Source organism: Robiginitomaculum antarcticum DSM 21748, assembly GCF_000365025.1.
Taxonomy (GTDB): domain Bacteria; phylum Pseudomonadota; class Alphaproteobacteria; order Caulobacterales; family Maricaulaceae; genus Robiginitomaculum; species Robiginitomaculum antarcticum.
In genome coordinates this window covers 96,006-111,128 of record NZ_KB823011.1, presented here as the reverse complement: position 1 = coordinate 111,128, position 15,123 = coordinate 96,006, and the positions used below count along the sequence as shown (strand labels likewise).

Annotated in this window: 17 protein-coding genes; 4 read left to right on the top strand and 13 right to left on the bottom strand. The window is 54.9% G+C overall.

The annotated features are described in order from the left end of the window. Positions 1 to 71: 71 nt before the first annotated feature. The 9 genes from H142_RS0100580 to H142_RS0100540 form a co-directional block, all read right to left on the bottom strand. Positions 72 to 1,304, bottom strand: coding sequence for a phage major capsid protein (locus H142_RS0100580; RefSeq protein WP_017930147.1), 1,233 nt, complete (start codon positions 1,302 to 1,304; stop codon positions 72 to 74). After that, a complete protein-coding gene (locus H142_RS13750; protein WP_017930146.1) occupies positions 1,301 to 1,771 on the bottom strand; it encodes an HK97 family phage prohead protease in 471 nt (156 codons plus the stop codon). The genes H142_RS0100580 and H142_RS13750 overlap by 4 nt, the downstream gene beginning before the upstream one ends. Beyond that, entirely contained in the window at positions 1,768 to 2,061 is a 294-nt protein-coding gene (locus tag H142_RS0100570; protein WP_017930145.1) for a hypothetical protein, read from the bottom strand. Before H142_RS0100570 ends, H142_RS13750 begins: the two co-directional genes overlap by 4 nt. Further along, positions 2,058 to 3,257 carry a phage portal protein gene (locus H142_RS0100565; protein WP_156811839.1) on the bottom strand — a complete coding sequence of 400 codons (1,200 nt, stop codon included), beginning with the start codon at positions 3,255 to 3,257 and terminating at the stop codon, positions 2,058 to 2,060. The genes H142_RS0100570 and H142_RS0100565 overlap by 4 nt, the downstream gene beginning before the upstream one ends. Before the next feature lie 147 nt (positions 3,258 to 3,404). Then, positions 3,405 to 3,851, bottom strand: coding sequence for a hypothetical protein (locus H142_RS0100560; protein WP_156811838.1), 447 nt, complete (start codon positions 3,849 to 3,851; stop codon positions 3,405 to 3,407). A 73-nt stretch (positions 3,852 to 3,924) separates the two neighbouring features. Then, the gene (locus H142_RS15995; RefSeq protein WP_017930142.1) at positions 3,925 to 4,443 is read right to left on the bottom strand and encodes a DUF2726 domain-containing protein; all 519 of its coding nucleotides are present in this window, start codon (positions 4,441 to 4,443) and stop codon (positions 3,925 to 3,927) included. A gap of 84 nt (positions 4,444 to 4,527) precedes the next feature. After that, complete coding sequence (locus H142_RS0100550; protein ID WP_233341526.1) at positions 4,528 to 5,832, bottom strand: DNA-packaging protein; 1,305 nt, start codon at positions 5,830 to 5,832, stop codon at positions 4,528 to 4,530. Further along, on the bottom strand, positions 5,783 to 6,121 hold the full coding sequence (locus H142_RS0100545) for a hypothetical protein (RefSeq protein ID WP_017930140.1): 339 nt from the start codon (positions 6,119 to 6,121) through the stop codon (positions 5,783 to 5,785). Before H142_RS0100545 ends, H142_RS0100550 begins: the two co-directional genes overlap by 50 nt. A 38-nt stretch (positions 6,122 to 6,159) precedes the next feature. Further along, positions 6,160 to 6,627: a YcgN family cysteine cluster protein gene (locus tag H142_RS0100540; RefSeq protein WP_017930139.1), complete on the bottom strand. Its 468-nt coding sequence runs from the start codon at positions 6,625 to 6,627 to the stop codon at positions 6,160 to 6,162. A 66-nt stretch (positions 6,628 to 6,693) separates the two neighbouring features. Between H142_RS0100540 and H142_RS13740 the strand changes: the two genes are divergently transcribed. The 3 genes from H142_RS13740 to H142_RS0100525 all read left to right on the top strand — a co-directional run bounded on the left by H142_RS13740 (position 6,694) and on the right by H142_RS0100525 (position 10,390). After that, positions 6,694 to 8,673, top strand: coding sequence for a transglycosylase domain-containing protein (locus H142_RS13740; RefSeq protein WP_017930138.1), 1,980 nt, complete (start codon positions 6,694 to 6,696; stop codon positions 8,671 to 8,673). Positions 8,674 to 8,771: 98 nt separating this feature from the next. Continuing rightward, positions 8,772 to 9,434, top strand: a complete 663-nt coding sequence (locus H142_RS15990) for a CAP domain-containing protein (RefSeq protein WP_017930137.1) — start codon at positions 8,772 to 8,774, stop codon at positions 9,432 to 9,434. Positions 9,435 to 9,514: 80 nt separating this feature from the next. Next, positions 9,515 to 10,390, top strand: coding sequence for a PAN/Apple domain-containing protein (locus H142_RS0100525; protein ID WP_017930136.1), 876 nt, complete (start codon positions 9,515 to 9,517; stop codon positions 10,388 to 10,390). Positions 10,391 to 10,402: 12 nt separating this feature from the next. Here H142_RS0100525 and H142_RS0100520 read toward each other — a convergent pair whose 3' ends face one another. Next, positions 10,403 to 10,741: a hypothetical protein gene (locus tag H142_RS0100520; protein WP_026147668.1), complete on the bottom strand. Its 339-nt coding sequence runs from the start codon at positions 10,739 to 10,741 to the stop codon at positions 10,403 to 10,405. A 143-nt stretch (positions 10,742 to 10,884) separates the two neighbouring features. Here H142_RS0100520 and H142_RS0100515 point away from each other — a divergent pair, with 143 nt between their 5' ends. Then, complete coding sequence (locus H142_RS0100515; protein WP_017930134.1) at positions 10,885 to 11,604, top strand: hypothetical protein; 720 nt, start codon at positions 10,885 to 10,887, stop codon at positions 11,602 to 11,604. A gap of 94 nt (positions 11,605 to 11,698) precedes the next feature. Here the strand turns inward: H142_RS0100515 and H142_RS0100510 are convergent, their stop codons facing one another. From H142_RS0100510 to H142_RS0100500, 3 genes are all read right to left on the bottom strand, one after another. Continuing rightward, positions 11,699 to 12,988 (bottom strand): ubiquitin family protein, encoded by a 1,290-nt coding sequence (locus H142_RS0100510; protein ID WP_033314781.1) that lies wholly within the window; start codon positions 12,986 to 12,988, stop codon positions 11,699 to 11,701. A gap of 93 nt (positions 12,989 to 13,081) precedes the next feature. After that, positions 13,082 to 14,656 (bottom strand): peptide chain release factor 3, encoded by a 1,575-nt coding sequence (locus H142_RS0100505; RefSeq protein WP_017930132.1) that lies wholly within the window; start codon positions 14,654 to 14,656, stop codon positions 13,082 to 13,084. 80 nt (positions 14,657 to 14,736) lie between these two features. Continuing rightward, positions 14,737 to 15,072 (bottom strand): DUF1491 family protein, encoded by a 336-nt coding sequence (locus tag H142_RS0100500; RefSeq protein ID WP_233341524.1) that lies wholly within the window; start codon positions 15,070 to 15,072, stop codon positions 14,737 to 14,739. Positions 15,073 to 15,123: the final 51 nt, after the last annotated feature.

The window sequence follows — 15,123 nt, the reverse complement described above, 5'->3', positions numbered from 1 at the left end:
GTGCGGCGCAGGCGGGTATCAAACCTGCGCCGCGCGGCTCCGGGGAGGGTAACCGGGCCGCTAGGGGGTCGCTAGCTTAGAGAGAATTTCAAAAGCTTGAGGGCGTCGAAATCCTGCACCCCGCCGCCCACACGTTTGGTCGTGTAGAACAGCACGTAAGGCTTGGCGGAATAAGGATCGCGCAGAACGCGGACGCCCTGGCGGTCGACAATCAGATAGCCGCGGCGAAAATCGCCAAAGGCAATCGGCGTCGTGTCGCTTGCGATATCCGGCATGTCTTCGGCCTCGACTAGCGGATAGCCGAGTAAGGTCGAAGGCTGCCCTGCAGATTGCGCGGGTTGCCAGATATAATTTCCGTCGGCGTCTTTAAACTTGCGCAAAGCCGAGACTGTGCGGCGGTTCATGACAAAGGACGCGCCCGCGCGGTAACGCGATTTGGGGGCATAGATGAGCTCAATCAGCGCGTCGATGGGCGCGCCCGCATCAAAACCACCATCCGTTCCGGTCGGCACATAGCCGATCGTGCCAAAGCCCGCGGCGCTATTGGCGACGGCGCTATAGCCCAAAATACCTTTGGGTTTATTGACGCCATTGCCGCCGACAAAAGCCGCCGTTTCCTGCGCGGCAAAGACGTCGCGCACTTCATCAGCCAGCCATTGATCAACGTCGGCCACGCCGTCATCGAGCAGCATTTGCGTCGCCGCCGGCATGGCGTAAAGCTCGCCTGTTGGAATATCGAGCAGCTCCAAAACGGGGCTGTCCGTCATTGGTCGGGCATCGGTTTCCCCGGCCCATCCGGCATTGGTGCCGTCTGCAGAAACGGGCTTTTTATAGCTATTCGCGCCGACCTGCCGCACAGTGCAAATTTGCCGAAAAGGCGAGCTTTCCGTCAAGGCGCGGTCAATCCGGCTTTCTGTTTGCGCAGGCGCGACATAGCCGCCTTCAGCGTCTGTCCCCACCGTTAAAGACTTGCCTTCAAGCGCGGCAAGTGCGTTCGTATCGCCGGTGCGGATATAGCCCGACCAAGCCGATTTAACCTCGCTGCGGTTTTGCGTTTCAGGCTGCGCGCCGGGGGTGGCCGCGTTAATCGTAAGGCGCGTGACGCGGTCTTGCTGGCTCTGCAGCGCCGCGTCTATGCGCGAGACTTTCTCTGCCAGCAGCGGATCCGCCGCCGATTTGGCTTCAATCTGCGCCAGACGTTCATCATTAGCGGCCTTAAAGGCGGCAAATGTGCTGGCGAAATCAGCTTGGGCGTGACGCAAAGATGCATCGCCGCTCATTTTTGTTTCAATTACTTTACTCACGTTAAAACTCCTTGTTGGGGTGAGGTTTGGGTTATTAAGCTCGGCGCGCCGATTTGGGTGATGCGCGCGCCGCGCAACATAGGAAACGCCACGATTGACACCTCCCAGAGATCAAGGTCGATAAGCGCCCGGCCTTTGGCGTTCGGGATAGACCGAAGGGTCTTAAACCCGATGGACAGCCCGCTCAGCGCGCCCGTCTCAATAAGGCGGCGGGCACGGTCTGTGCGCGCTTCGCCGCCGATAATCCGGCCCGAAACAAATAAGCCGGAGGCGTCTTCAAACACGCGGTCCCAAACGCCGATGGGACGCTCGGTCTCATGGCCGAGCAGCATGGGAAGTTTGCGGCCGGTTTGGGCCAGCAAGCTGGCGGAAAAGGCGCCGCGATGAACAATATCTCCGGACAGATCCACCGCGCCAAACAGGCTGGCATAGCCGCTTATGCGCAGCTCGTCTGAAGGCCTACTCATTGCGTGCCTCCCTCTTTAGCCGCGCGGTCAATACGGGACTCCAGACGCTGCAAGCTCTGGCGGGTCATGACCAATTGCGTTTCAATACGGGCGAGGCGTTCATTGACGCCGCGGGCATCACTGGCCTGGGTTTCCAGACTATCCAGCCGCGCCGTCGCCGCGCCCGCCCACATAAATACGCCCGCCGTTTGCACGAAAATGGCGAACAGAATTGAGAGGTTTAGCGTGCGGTCAATGCGGCTAGGCACGGAACCTCTACCGCCGGTTTCAATGGTGTTCGCGGCGCTCATGACGGGCCTCCCGTCTTAGGAAGACCGGCCATGTCACGCTTCTCGTCAACGGTAAGAAAGTCCGCCCCGGCAAGGCGGGACCAGAGCTGTTCACGCTGCGCGGACAGCGCCGGAACACTGTCAAAATCAGCGCGCAGACACAGATCATTGCCAAACCAAGGCCGCAGCCAGCCTTCCAGACTCTGCGCCGTTTTGCGCACCAACGGCAGGATGGTTTGCTGCCAGAACGCCTGATTGGCTTCGCGGTAATTGGCGTAAGTATTATCCCCCGGTATGCCGAGCAGCATGGGCGGCACGCCCAGCGCCAGAGCAATTTCGCGCGCGGCTTCGCGGCGGGCTTCGGTAAAATCCATATCCGCCGGGGTCAGCCCCATGGGCCGCCATTCCAGCCCGCCTTCGAGCAGCAGCGGACGCCCCGCCGCGCGCGGGCCGCTATGGCTGCCTTCCAGCTCAGATTTCAGACGGTCAAATTGGCTGTCCGTCAAATGATCAGCCCCGCCCGCGCCTTTATAGATCAGCGCGCCGGAGGGACGCGCGGAATTATCCAGCAGAGCTTTGGTCCAGACCCCGCCGGCATTATGCACGTCTATGGCGTTTGCGGCGGCGGCCAGCGGCGAGAACCCCGCAAGGTCATGGGTCGGATGAAAAAGTGAGATCGTATGAATGACGTTTTTGCCAGAGACAGGATCATGGGCAAAGCTGCGCTTCAGCCCTTCCGCGTCATATTCATAACGCAGGATTTGTCCGTCGCGGCGGGTGACAGGCGTGACGCGGTCAGGGCGCAGCGCAAATAAGGCTGCCGGAATTTCATCGACCAGCGCGGCTTGAAAAACGGCCTGCCCGGATAATTGCAGATAGCCGTAAATTTGCTCCATAAGCTCGGAGTATCCGCAATGCGGGTGCGGGCGACGCAAAAGCTGCGCGGCGGGGTCGTCTTCACGCATATTGACGTCGCGGCTACAGCTGATTTCAACAGACGCGGCGGCCTCGGCGACCAAACGCACGCAGCGATAAGCCACAGCATTACGTTGAAACCCTTCGCGTGCCAGCGCCGCATAATTGCGCGGCGTCCAACTTGCGCGGCCTGCCCCGTGCAGCGCAAAAAGCGACTGAAGCGGCAAGGCTGATTTTTGATCATGTGAAGAGGGGCGTCGCGGCGCACCATGCGCAGCGGATGGCCAAAGCCAGTGTTTCATAGAGTATCCGATTGCTATCCGCTGCGCTATCAAAGTGCGCTGCAGGCCGTGACGGTCATTTCCGACCATGGCTGTAAGCTACCGCGAAATCAGGCGGCGGGGATTAATCTATCAATTTAAGCTGTAAGGGTTTGAAGTTTTTGGACTTTAAGCTGCAAAGGGTGAGGATATGTCTGCGACCGGATCGTGCCCCAAGAGGTTGTGTGCCAAAGCCAAGTTCTTTTTCGACGAGCTGCGCAATTGAGACGACCCTAACATGGAGGCGACAGTGATGGCGCCGCGATAGGCGGGAATGGAGGCTTCCAGCGCGCGGCGGTCATTTTCCTTACGTCCGATTTTAAGCAGGGTATCCCCCAACGCCTTTTGAATGCGCACATGATCTTCGGTGATGGAGGAATGGGTGAACAATGCATTGGCTTTTGACATGGCCTCCACGGCCTCAATCAAAGGCTCGATTTGGCCCGTTTTAGACGCCAAAGAAATAAGACGCGCCGCCATTTCCGCGTTCAGTCCGGCCAGGGCCGCATCAGCGCGCGCCAGATCCGGATCTATGGGCCGCGGCGTCGGTGTTTTCGCTTTTCTAAACAGTCCCATATGGCTCTCCATCATTCCGACTCAATGTCACAAAACAGGGTTAATTCTGCGTTAAGACATCGCGCTGCTCCGGTCAATTTTTACGTGCAAATTGTGCGATAGTGTTAAATATCACGGCGCTCTGACGGGTAAAATCCTCGCCGACATTCAAGCGGTAAAGCGGCAGGCCTGCGCCTGCGCAAAGCGCCGTTTTCACGTCGTCATTGATTTGCGATTCGGGCCGCATATGAGCGGATCCATCTAATTCTATCGCCGCCAGCGGTCGGCCATGGTAATCAATAAGCAGAAAATCGAAATGCCGCGATTTCACACGCCCGCGCAAACCATAACGGTACTGCGCCGCCAACCCCCTGCGCGGCGCAATCACATCCTCCATCCGGGTCTTACTCATAACCGCAAAATCGGGCGGACAGGCGCGCCGTAAAACCTGATAGAGCGCCAACTCTGCCTTATTGACAAATAGGCTAGGCTGAAGGGCAAAATCCCCGGCCTGATTGTTGGGTAGCGGCTTGACTTGCGGCCGCGTCCATTTGGGGCGGGCGAGCCAGAGGAGGAGTGCGGCAAGGCCGATTATGATGATAATCCATTCCATAAATGCGGGTTAGCACAGATAGAACATAGAGTGAACTTATATGTGATTTTATCGGCAGGACTGGAAGAACAGAATTTTAAATGCTCACAACCCCCGCATTCTCGGTTGAGTGCAATCCAGCAATAGCTCTGTAACCGCCCAAACCAGAGCATCGGCGCGGTCAGGGCTTTTTGCCCCCGCCCCCGCTGTGCCGAGGCGGGCCAGTTCGTCCTCAAGCTCCCGGAACACGGTGCAATGCTTCACCCGTCCCTGCTCATAGAGCATCGCCACAGGCTCCGCGCGCGCAGTCTTGCTGCGCCGTGCATAAGCGGCGCGCACCGGTACGGACGGATCAATGGCGTTGATGATGGTGCGCACCATATCGCCGCCCTGATTGACCTCAGCGAGGATGTAGTCCGCGCCGGATATGGCGGCCTGCGCGACGGCGCGGCGCGCCCACCCTTTCGGCGATAGGCCCTGCACGGTGACATCGGCGAGGATATAGGCCCGCGCGGCAAGGCCTTCACCTGCGCGGCCCGCCACGATCATGCCGCAGCTATCCGCGCCGTCCCCTGTTGTGATGGGGGGATCAAGGGCGACGATAATTTTGTCCAGCTCCGGCACAGTGTTGCACAATGCCACCTCAAGCAGGGCGCGCGGAAACAGACTGCCTTCAAAATCTTCGAGCAGTTCTCCGCCCAGCTCCTGCCGGCCCAAACGCGTCCCGCCATAACTCTGCGTCACGGCGCTCATAAATGACGGGGCGAGAAAGCCTGCATTATCCGCTGTGCTCGCCCGGGATAGTTTTACGTCCTCCAAATTTAAAACCGCGCGCAGAGACGGCGTCGGTTTGGGCGTCGTGGTCATAACCAGTTGCGGGCGCGCGCCGAGCCGCAGCCCGAGGCGCAAATTGGACAAGGCCTGTGCGGGATAGCTCCAGGCGCAAAACTCGTCCGCCCATGCCGCGTCAAATTGCGGCCCGCGCAGCCCGTCAGGATCTTCGGCGGAAAAGATTTGCCCGACCGCCCCATTGGGCCATTCAAGCCGCCGGCGCGAGCTGGTATAGGTCGGGCGCTCATAGGGATAGCCAATATTTAGCAGGCCCGATTCGCCTTCCAGCATGACTTCGCGGGCATCATTATAGCTCGGCGCGACAAGAGCGATCCGGCGGGCCTTGTCGGTATGCACCTGTTCTCGCACCCATTCTGCGCCGCTACGGGTTTTGCCGCTGCCCCGACCGCCTAATAGCAACCAGATGAGCCAGTCTTGCCCGTCATTGCCGTCATCGGCCTGTTGGTCGGCGCGGGCCCAAAGTTCATGCCAATCGTGCAGAAACTGCGCGCGGTCATTGCCCTCCAGCTTATGTGGTAGAATCCGGGACCGGCTGCCCAGCCTCAATCTTATCGACAATAATAAGGAGGCGCTCGATAAACCGTTTACGGTCTTCGGGACTTGGCGGGGGGAGGTCTTCATAGGCGGTATATTTCTGCTGCTCGCAGGCCTTGGCCGCGCGGTCATTGTGAACGGTCAGGTCGGCATGTGCCTTGAGCTGGGCGCTGATCGCGCGGGCCAATTTGTCCATGCGCTCGGGTTGCGGCTCTGTCTCGAGATCATCAGCCATCTGTCCGAGCGTGTCGGTCAGCCGGGCTATGGCGCGGTTTATCGCAGTTGTGTCAAAAGCAGGAGGCAAAGTCGTCATAGGGGTAATATGACCCGCAATAAATGACGGGGGATGGATTAAATTTCATCCTCGCCCGGCCATTGGGTTATATATTTATACTGCTCCCCGTCAGGAACCTCGACCTCGCTTGTGACCGCGCCGGCCACGCTCATTCCGACATCGTGAATGGTTTGGCGCGACCCGCTAATTAAATGGTGATAATCCGGCAGCGGCTCGCCATGGGCGATCAGGCGGTAAGCGCAGGTTTTCGGCATCCACTTCAAGGTCGCGGCTTTTTCAGGCGTAATCTGCACGCAATCCGGCACAATGGATTTCCGGTTCGTGTAATCACTGCATTGGGCTTTTTGCGTGCACAGTAATTTGCACGATAAATTAGTGACATAAATAGCGCCGTCATCTTCGTCTTCCAGCCTTATGCAACAGCATTTCCCGCACCCATCGCACAGGGACTCCCATTCGGCCTTACTCATCTCGCGCAGGGATTTCGTTTCCCAAAAATTTGGCTGGATACTCGCCTGCGTCATATTTTTGTCCTAATCTGTGTGGAACGCGTCCTAGCGATATATAAGCGTTTAAGATAGAGAGCCATTATGGCCACCTACCGTGCAGATGTTCATGCGGTGAATGATAACCGTAAGAAAAAACGAATCAAATGGGGTTTGACCCTGTTTGCAGCGTTTATTATCGCCTCGGCCTTGCTGTTTTTCGAAGGCCGGCGCTTTTTTCTGGATGGCTTGCCGGAGCTGCCAACCCAAGAATCGATGTGGCAACTTAATATCCGGCCCAGCGTCACTTTACTGGATAAAAATGGTGATATTATCGGCCATCGCGGCCCTTATTATGGCAAGCCTGTTAAAATTGCCGAATTGCCACCCTATCTGCCCAATGCCTTCCTCGCTATTGAAGACCAGCGGTTTTTTGAACATGCCGGCGTCGATAACAAAGCCATATTACGCGCTATATTCGCCAATTTCAAAGCCCAGGATAAGGTTCAAGGCGCGTCGACCCTGACCCAGCAACTTGTCAAAAACATGGTTCTCACTCCGGAAAAAACATATAAGCGAAAAGTTCAGGAAGCCATCCTGTCCAAGCGTCTTGAGACCAAATTAACTAAGGCGGAAATTCTCGAGCTCTATATGAACCGCATGTATTTGGGCGGCTCATCTTATGGCGTCGAAGCGGCCGCGCAGCGATTTTATGGCAAAAGCGCGCGCGATGTCACCTTGGCTGAGGCCGCTATGCTGGCCGGTCTGCCACAGGCTCCTTCAAAATATGATCCGCGTCTCAACCTGCCTGCCGCGCAGCTCCGGGCGCGCGATGTCCTGCGCGCCATGGTCGAGGCGGGTATGATCACGACTGAACAGATGAGCGAGGCCGAAGCCAATCCCGCCATATTGATCGACCGTGAAGACCGCAGCATTCCCGAAAATATTTTGGGATTTGCCTTTGATATGGCCAGTGAATCGGCGCGCGGGAAGGTTGGCGGAAAAGCTGTAGACCTGATCATTCACACCACGCTGGACCGCGATATGATGATCTCCGGTCATACGGAACTCAATAAAGTGATCGAGACTCATAAAAAGAGCCGAAATGTCAGTGAGGGCGCTCTCGTAACTCTATCCACCGACGACGCCGCCATGATGGCGATTATTGGCGGTCGTGATTATGTCGCCAGCAAATATAACCGCGCTGCGCAGGCGGAGCGCCAGCCCGGCAGCGCGTTCAAGGCTTTTGTCTATGCCGCCGCTTTGGAAAATGGCTTTACGCCCGGTACAATGCGTGTGGACCAGCCCGTGAATATTGGCGGATGGAAGCCTGAAAACTACACCGAAAAATATCTCGGCCCGATGACGATTCGCGAATCGCTGAAACTCTCAATCAATACGGTCGCGGCGCAGGTCGGCGCAGAAATCGGCCCGCAGCGTATCGTCGAACTGGCAAACCGTTTCGGTATCCGCTCAAAACTCGGGGCGCATTATTCCATCGCATTGGGCGCCTCTGAAGTCACACTGGTTGATATGACAGGCGCCTATATGGTGTTTGCCAATGAAGGCCAGCAATATACGCCTTATCTCGTCACGAAAGTCACGGATACACGTGAAAATGTGCTCTATGCGCGCAAAGCCCGCAAAGGGGTGCGGGTTTATTCTGATATCTACGCGCATCAAATGACGTCTATGTTGCGCGATGTCGTGCGCTCCGGAACAGGTTACGGCGCAAGGCTCGGTGGCCGCCCTATTGGCGGAAAGACGGGAACCTCACAGGACTTTCGCGATGCGTGGTTCGTCGGCTTCACCGCGCAATATATTACAGGCGTCTGGATGGGTAATGACGACAACTCGCCCATGAAAAAAGTCACAGGCGGGCTGCTTCCCGTCGATGTCTGGGCCGCCCATATGGCCGTCGTCCATAAAGGTCTGCCGGAAAAAGAGCTAAAAACCTCTGATCCTGATATTAATGATCCCGCGCGTCTGGCCAGCATTAAATTCTATCAGAGCCTAGGCGACGCTCTGGTCGCCGAGCGCGATCTGGCCAATGGCAATAAGTCAGGAAGCGCGGGCGCGCCTTAGCGTTAACCTTTAGGTCATCAACACAACCAAAATTTAACGTGCCTAAAGTAGAGTTTTCAGGCATAAAACACGCTCACGCATATACCAAAGAGGTCAGGATGACGGTAAGGCAGCAAGCTCTGCCTGCACTAGCAGGATTTTTATTACTTTCCGTCCCGGCGGCTGCGGCCGTGAAAATTGACGGCACATATCAATCCTTGCCTGTTCAAACTCGCTCAGATTGCACGGCGCTATGCCGCGGCGACAAGATAAACTGCGTCGGCTCTATTTATACTGAAACCATTCGCGGCGAGCATGTCAGCGCGGTCTGCAACCTTAATAATGGCGAAGGCGAAGACTCCCCGTTCGAGGCGCGCATTCCGGAGCCATTCGACCTGCTGCTGGCTGAAACTGATCTGAATATTTACCGCGCCCAGCATGGCCTTGCGCCTGTGCGCCTGCACCCCCAATTGAATGTCACCGCACAACTCCACAGTGATGACCAGTCGGAAATGGACGACGCCTCGCATAGTAGCTCTGATGGGTCACAGCTCGACACCCGTGTTGAAGCACAAGGATATGATTTCCGCATGGCGGCGGAAAATGTCGCCTGCGGACAGCTGTCATGGGACGCCGTGTTTCAAGGGTGGAAAGACAGTCCGGGTCACAATCAAAACCTTCTGGCCGAAAATGTGACGGATATCGGCATCGCTATGACCTATAAAAAAGACACAGAATACAAAGTCTTCTGGACCATGGTTCTGGGCGCACCGCTAAGTTAGAAAAACCGAAGCGCTGCGCGTTATGGTTAACGCCGCGTAAACCAAATCAGCACAGATTTAATCTCTATACGGAGATTTTTATGCGTGCAGCCCTCATCATTTTTGCCGTAACTTTCACTCTGCCTATAGCGGCGTCCGATCTTAACACCTATCGCAGCGGCCAGATTTACGCGGCCACCCCCGCCCCGAGCGCGCAAATATGCGAGATGCAGTGCGCGGGCGATGCCCAGTGCCGGGGCTGGAATTTCCTGCCGAGCCGCGCCGTTAATCACGCTGGACGGTGCGAGCTTAACGCGACATCCGGCCTGGCCATGTCCCACCCCTACGCGCAAAGCGGCGCCGCTTTGGTCGCGCAGCCCGCTGCGCGCGGGCGCCTAATACAAGCCGGAACGCATACCACACAGATTGGCCGCCCGGTCCCTACCGCGCCGCCGGTTATTCGCCGCCAAGTCCGCATCGCGCCCCGGGCTTTACCTGTGGTACCGCCGCGGCAATCCCAGCCTCCGGTCACCTCGCCCGCCCGTTATCGCGCGCCACTTGCGGGCATATCCCGCCCTGCTCCTCTCATGAGTCCGGCGCCGGTTACGCCAATATACCGCCCTATGCCGATGCAGCCAAATGCAGGAATACAGAGGCAAATTACGCCCCTTCCACAGCCTGTCCAAGCCGCGCCTGTCGCAAGACCTTCCCCGGCGCAGCCCGCCCCCATAGTCCGACCCCTAAATATGCCCAACCCCGTGCCGCAAATTATGGCCGCGCCGTATAATCCCGCGCCCGCTATGGACCGGCTCTATGGTTCTTTATATGATGATAATGCACCGCCACAGCAGCGTATGCCTCTCTATAGCGAGCGTCCTAATGAGGATCCTGACCGCCCCGTTGTAACGACTGTGCCGTTGCCCGCTATTGCGGTCAACATGCAGGCTATGCCGCTTGCGGGCGGTATGCCGCATTAGGCCCAGAGGGTTTTAATGTTGAATTTTTGAAACCAATTTGCCCGCGCCGAGCAAAGCAAGCCGAAACCACGCAAACACCACAAATATCACGAAAGTGAGGGTCAGGGCGTTGAGCAGTGCATTGGCCGTGCTGTCCACATTTACGCCCGCCAACATCAGCGTGGCCTGCGCGCCGGACATGGCCGCAATAGCCGCCAGAAAAGCCCAGAACCCAACCCAGTAGAAATTAACAAGCTTATTTTTACGGGGAAACCGCATGGCCGGCCACCAGAATATCGCCCCGAAAACGATCGTAATCAAAAACATGATACCGGGCGCCAGAACTTGCGGATGAAATAATTGCTCGATCATGGGACGGTCTTTCAAAACGGAGACGATTTGCCCTCCCCCTTTCAAGACCCGCGCCAAGTTGTGTTTGAGGGTTGATATTTGTTGTTAGATTTCATGCTAGAAAGTCTTGAGTTCAACACCTCAAAATATAAACTGCTAGCATCATGAAACAAATATACACGTTGATTTTCGCTAGTTTATTTTGCGCAATGACACTGACCGTGTCGGCCCAGACCATACCCGGCACCGGAATAAGCAAGAAAAGTTTGGAACTAAATGTCGTAGATAAAAGCACGCCTACAATGCCGCTCGCCAAACTCGCTCAAATCTCCAGAGGGATGAATGCCTTTATCGGCAGTTATCCGCCAAACTTTCAAAGTGAAGCTGAGCGCGACAAAGTTTACAACGCATGGCTTGTCTTGGTTTCAGAAGCCGAGGCACACGCAAAATCCGACCTCCGCGACGAAAATGTTCTCGCACTAAAATCAGAGCTTTATCGTCAAGGCCACAATATGGACGTAACAGGAAGCGGCGAGATAGCTATGGAAACCATAACGACCTGTCTGGATATATATCCGATGTCTGTACCTTGTAATTTTTCTGCCACTTATTTTTTCCTATCAATCGCACCTACCCACCTCGATGAAGCTGAAAAAAGCCTCGACACATTACGGGCTCACTTTGCGCCCGATCAGGATGCTGATATTGAGTCCGGATATGTATTTCTTCACATTTACAAGGGCGATAGCAACAAAGCGATTAAGCAGATTAAGAAATATATTGAAATATTTCCAAACACGCTGCGAGCGGGTGAATTTAAGAAGATCCTGAATGCATTTGAAAATGATAGAGTTGAAACAATAAATCAGCCAGCACCGAACTAGACCGTAAAAGAAGTTTTTTCTCAATCACCTCAGACGAGAATTCCTAACTCCGCTCTTTCGTCTTCAAAAAAAGTACGCGCTCAAACTCAATTAATTACTCACCGCTTCTAATCGCAGTAAGAGAGACAGCGTAACAATGCCGGCCGGGGTTTTCGATGGGTTTTTGTAATTCATGCAAACTTGTTGGCCAATTTTTCACAGCGCCGCCGCTGAAATGGATTTTAAGAGGCTGCTCCCACACATTCTCAAATTGAGCACAAACGCGGATTTGGCGATCATCTATTGGCTCATATTTCGCAACCGGGGAGTTATAAGGCGCCTCATAAAAGCTCGGAATCCAACCGCAAATATATCTTTCAGCAACATTTGGACTTTGCGCCACCGTTTGGATTGCCTGATCTATTGAAACAGGCACTGAGCCGTCTATCGTGTATGCGCATCTTACGAGCCTGAGAACATTTACCGCGTCACCAATTGCGCGCTTGTCTTTTTTAATGCTGGCGCGCTGCTTGATAGGGTAACTTTGGACGTCAATATAATCTTCCCATTGATATAGCGGTTCTGAGGCAGGGATTTCAGGACGCAACATTTTTATCTCAAAGCAAAACTCACCTGCCTCATCTCTCTCTTGGATGAACTCAGCAAATCTTGAATCCTGTTGGGGATCAAAAACAGGTAATGGCTTGTCAGCAAAGCTGTAAGCCTCCTTAAACTCCGCGCAGAGCTGAAAGGTGTTTTCACTGATATTAGAATATCTAATCTGTTGACCTGATTTCCCAATAAATTTGCCAACAAATTTACCTATATTGCACGAGTTTTTCGCAAGGTTATGGTCGATAAATCTCTGCACATCGACGTCATCTGATGGCAATTTACTGGTAGCCGAGAAAGAACACTCAAGCGAAGTCGCTGCGGCGTTTAACTCTCTATAGAGTAGACCATCATGTCTTTCATTATCAGGCGGCTTTACAAGATTGATAGTATAACAATATAGGCCACTCTTTTCACGAGAAGTGCTCAAATCAAGATGAAGCCCAACCATAACATCAAAGAAAGGTCGGGCAATGTCCTGTCCTTTAGATGGATTTTCAAATTCAGCGCAAAGCTCAATACCGGAATCATTTAGACCTCGATAGGAGATTGGGTAATCCGGTTCAATTGAACCGGGCCAATTATGTACTTTTGACAAATCTTCTAATATATTCGGCAATACTCCTGTCTCGACAAGCGCTGCATCGGCGTCCCAAACAATGGATTGCATCGCGGCCAGCACCCGGTCATCCGGCGTGCCGTCTTGAAAAGTCGAATGAGATTTATACCACAGTAACAAGCCACTGCCTGCAAGCGCTATTGCTATTAGTGTCAAAATCGAAGCACGAAACATAATTTAGCTTTACACAAAACCAAGAAAGGCAAAATGGATATAGTGAGTTTTAGATAATATTGAAGCGTGTCACCTTTAATATTTTGCCGCCCGCTAACTCCGCTCTTTCGTCTTAAGGAATTTTAATTCCGGGTTTTTATCCTGCGCGTAGCCGACATCCCAAGCCGATTTAGCCAGCAAGACCGGCGCGCCGTCCAGATCCGTCGCCATAGCGCCCTGGTTTTTCGCGGCAAAGGCCTCCACCGCCTCGCGCTCACCCGATACCCAGCGCGCAATTTGGTAAATTGCGCTCTCAAAGACCACTTCAAGATTATATTCCGTTTTGATCCGCTCCGCCATCACATCAATCTGGAGACTGCCCACTGCGCCAACAATCATATCGCTGCCCATGGCCGGACGGAAAAGCTGCGTCACGCCTTCTTCGGCGAGGCTTTCCAGCGCCTTGCGCAAATGCTTAGCTTTGAGCGGATCAAGCGGGCGGGCGCGGCGCAAAATTTCCGGCGCAAAATTCGGGATGCCCGCAAAGCGCAATTTGCCGCTCTCCGACAGGCTGTCGCCTACGCGTAGCGCGCCGTGATTGGGCACGCCGATGACATCACCCGCATAGGCATTATCGGCCAGCTCGCGGTCTTGGGCGAAAAACAGGATCGGATTGTGAACTGATATAGTTTTATTCTCGGCCGTTTTGAGCTTCATGCCGCGCTTAAATTCTCCCGAAGACAGACGGACAAAGGCGACCCGGTCACGGTGGTTCGGGTCCATATTGGCCTGAACTTTGAAGACAAAACCCGAGACTTCTTTACTGCTTGGCGTAATCTCGACGGGCTGTCCGTTCTTCTTGGCCGTCTCGGTTTGCGGCCCCGGAACAAATTCGGCCAGCGCGTCGATCAACTGGGTAATGCCGAACTTACGCAGCGCTGAGCCGAAATACACCGGCGTCATATCTCCGTCCAAAAAGGACTGGAGCTTAAAATCGGGATATTCCTTGGCGAGTTCAGCTTCCTCAATGACCTCATCGATGAGCACGTCGTCAAGTCCGGCTGTGCTCAAACACTCGGGCGTAAACTCAATCGCGGCGGGCTGCTGATCGGCATTTGCGGAGAACGGATAGAATTTATCATTTCGCAGGTCCGCCATGCCGCCAAAGCGGCGGCCCGATCCAGCGGGCCACTGCATCGGCACAACATGGAGCTGAAGCTTGTCTTCAATCTCGGCTAATGTCTCAAACGGATCGCGGGCCTCGCGGTCAAGTTTGTTGATAAAGGTGACAATCGGAATATTGCGCATCCGGCAGACTTCAAACAGTTTAAGCGTTTGCGGCTCTATGCCCTTGGCGGCATCCAGCACCATGATCGCGCTGTCAGCGGCGGTCAGCGTGCGGTAAGTGTCTTCACTAAAATCCTCATGGCCCGGCGTATCGAGCAGGTTAAAGGTCAGGTCTTTATGCTCAAATGTCATCACGGATGAGGAAACGCTAATGCCGCGTTCCTGCTCAATTTTCATCCAGTCCGATTGCGTCCGCCGCGCCTCGCCGCGCGCCGCTACCCGCCCCGCTTGGTGAATCGCGCCCGCAGATAAGAGCATCGTTTCCGTCAACGTCGTCTTACCCGCATCGGGATGAGAAATAATCGCAAATACGCGGCGGGTTTGTGACGGGTGCTGGCTCATGGCGCGGTCATAACAGAGCGCCGCAGACGCGCAAGGTGCGGGATGTGATTTTGACCGAAAGAAAGCCTGAAGGCGCTGGTCTAAATTTCTCTTCGAACCTCTTCCGTCAAGAAATGCCGTCCGTCGCGATCTTCAATCTCAACCACCCAAATATCGCTGTCAAAGCTGAGTAATTTACCGATCTGCGCTTGTGCCTCGACGTCATTCAGCACCGCACTTTGCATCCATAGCCGCCCGCCATCCATCGCTGTCACAGGACGGTAAATCCGGTTCTCTGCGGCTAAGTTATTAACCCGCAAAACTAGACTACCCGAATCCGGGTCACCCTTACTGATGACATAGGCAAAGGCGCCGCCGGAGCGGGCTTGGCGAACCAATGCCGTTGCGAAAATATGTGTTTTAAGGCGTGGGGCCACGATTGCGCTCCGGTCTGGCATCCAAATTGCTGATTGAAAGCCGTGTTCATC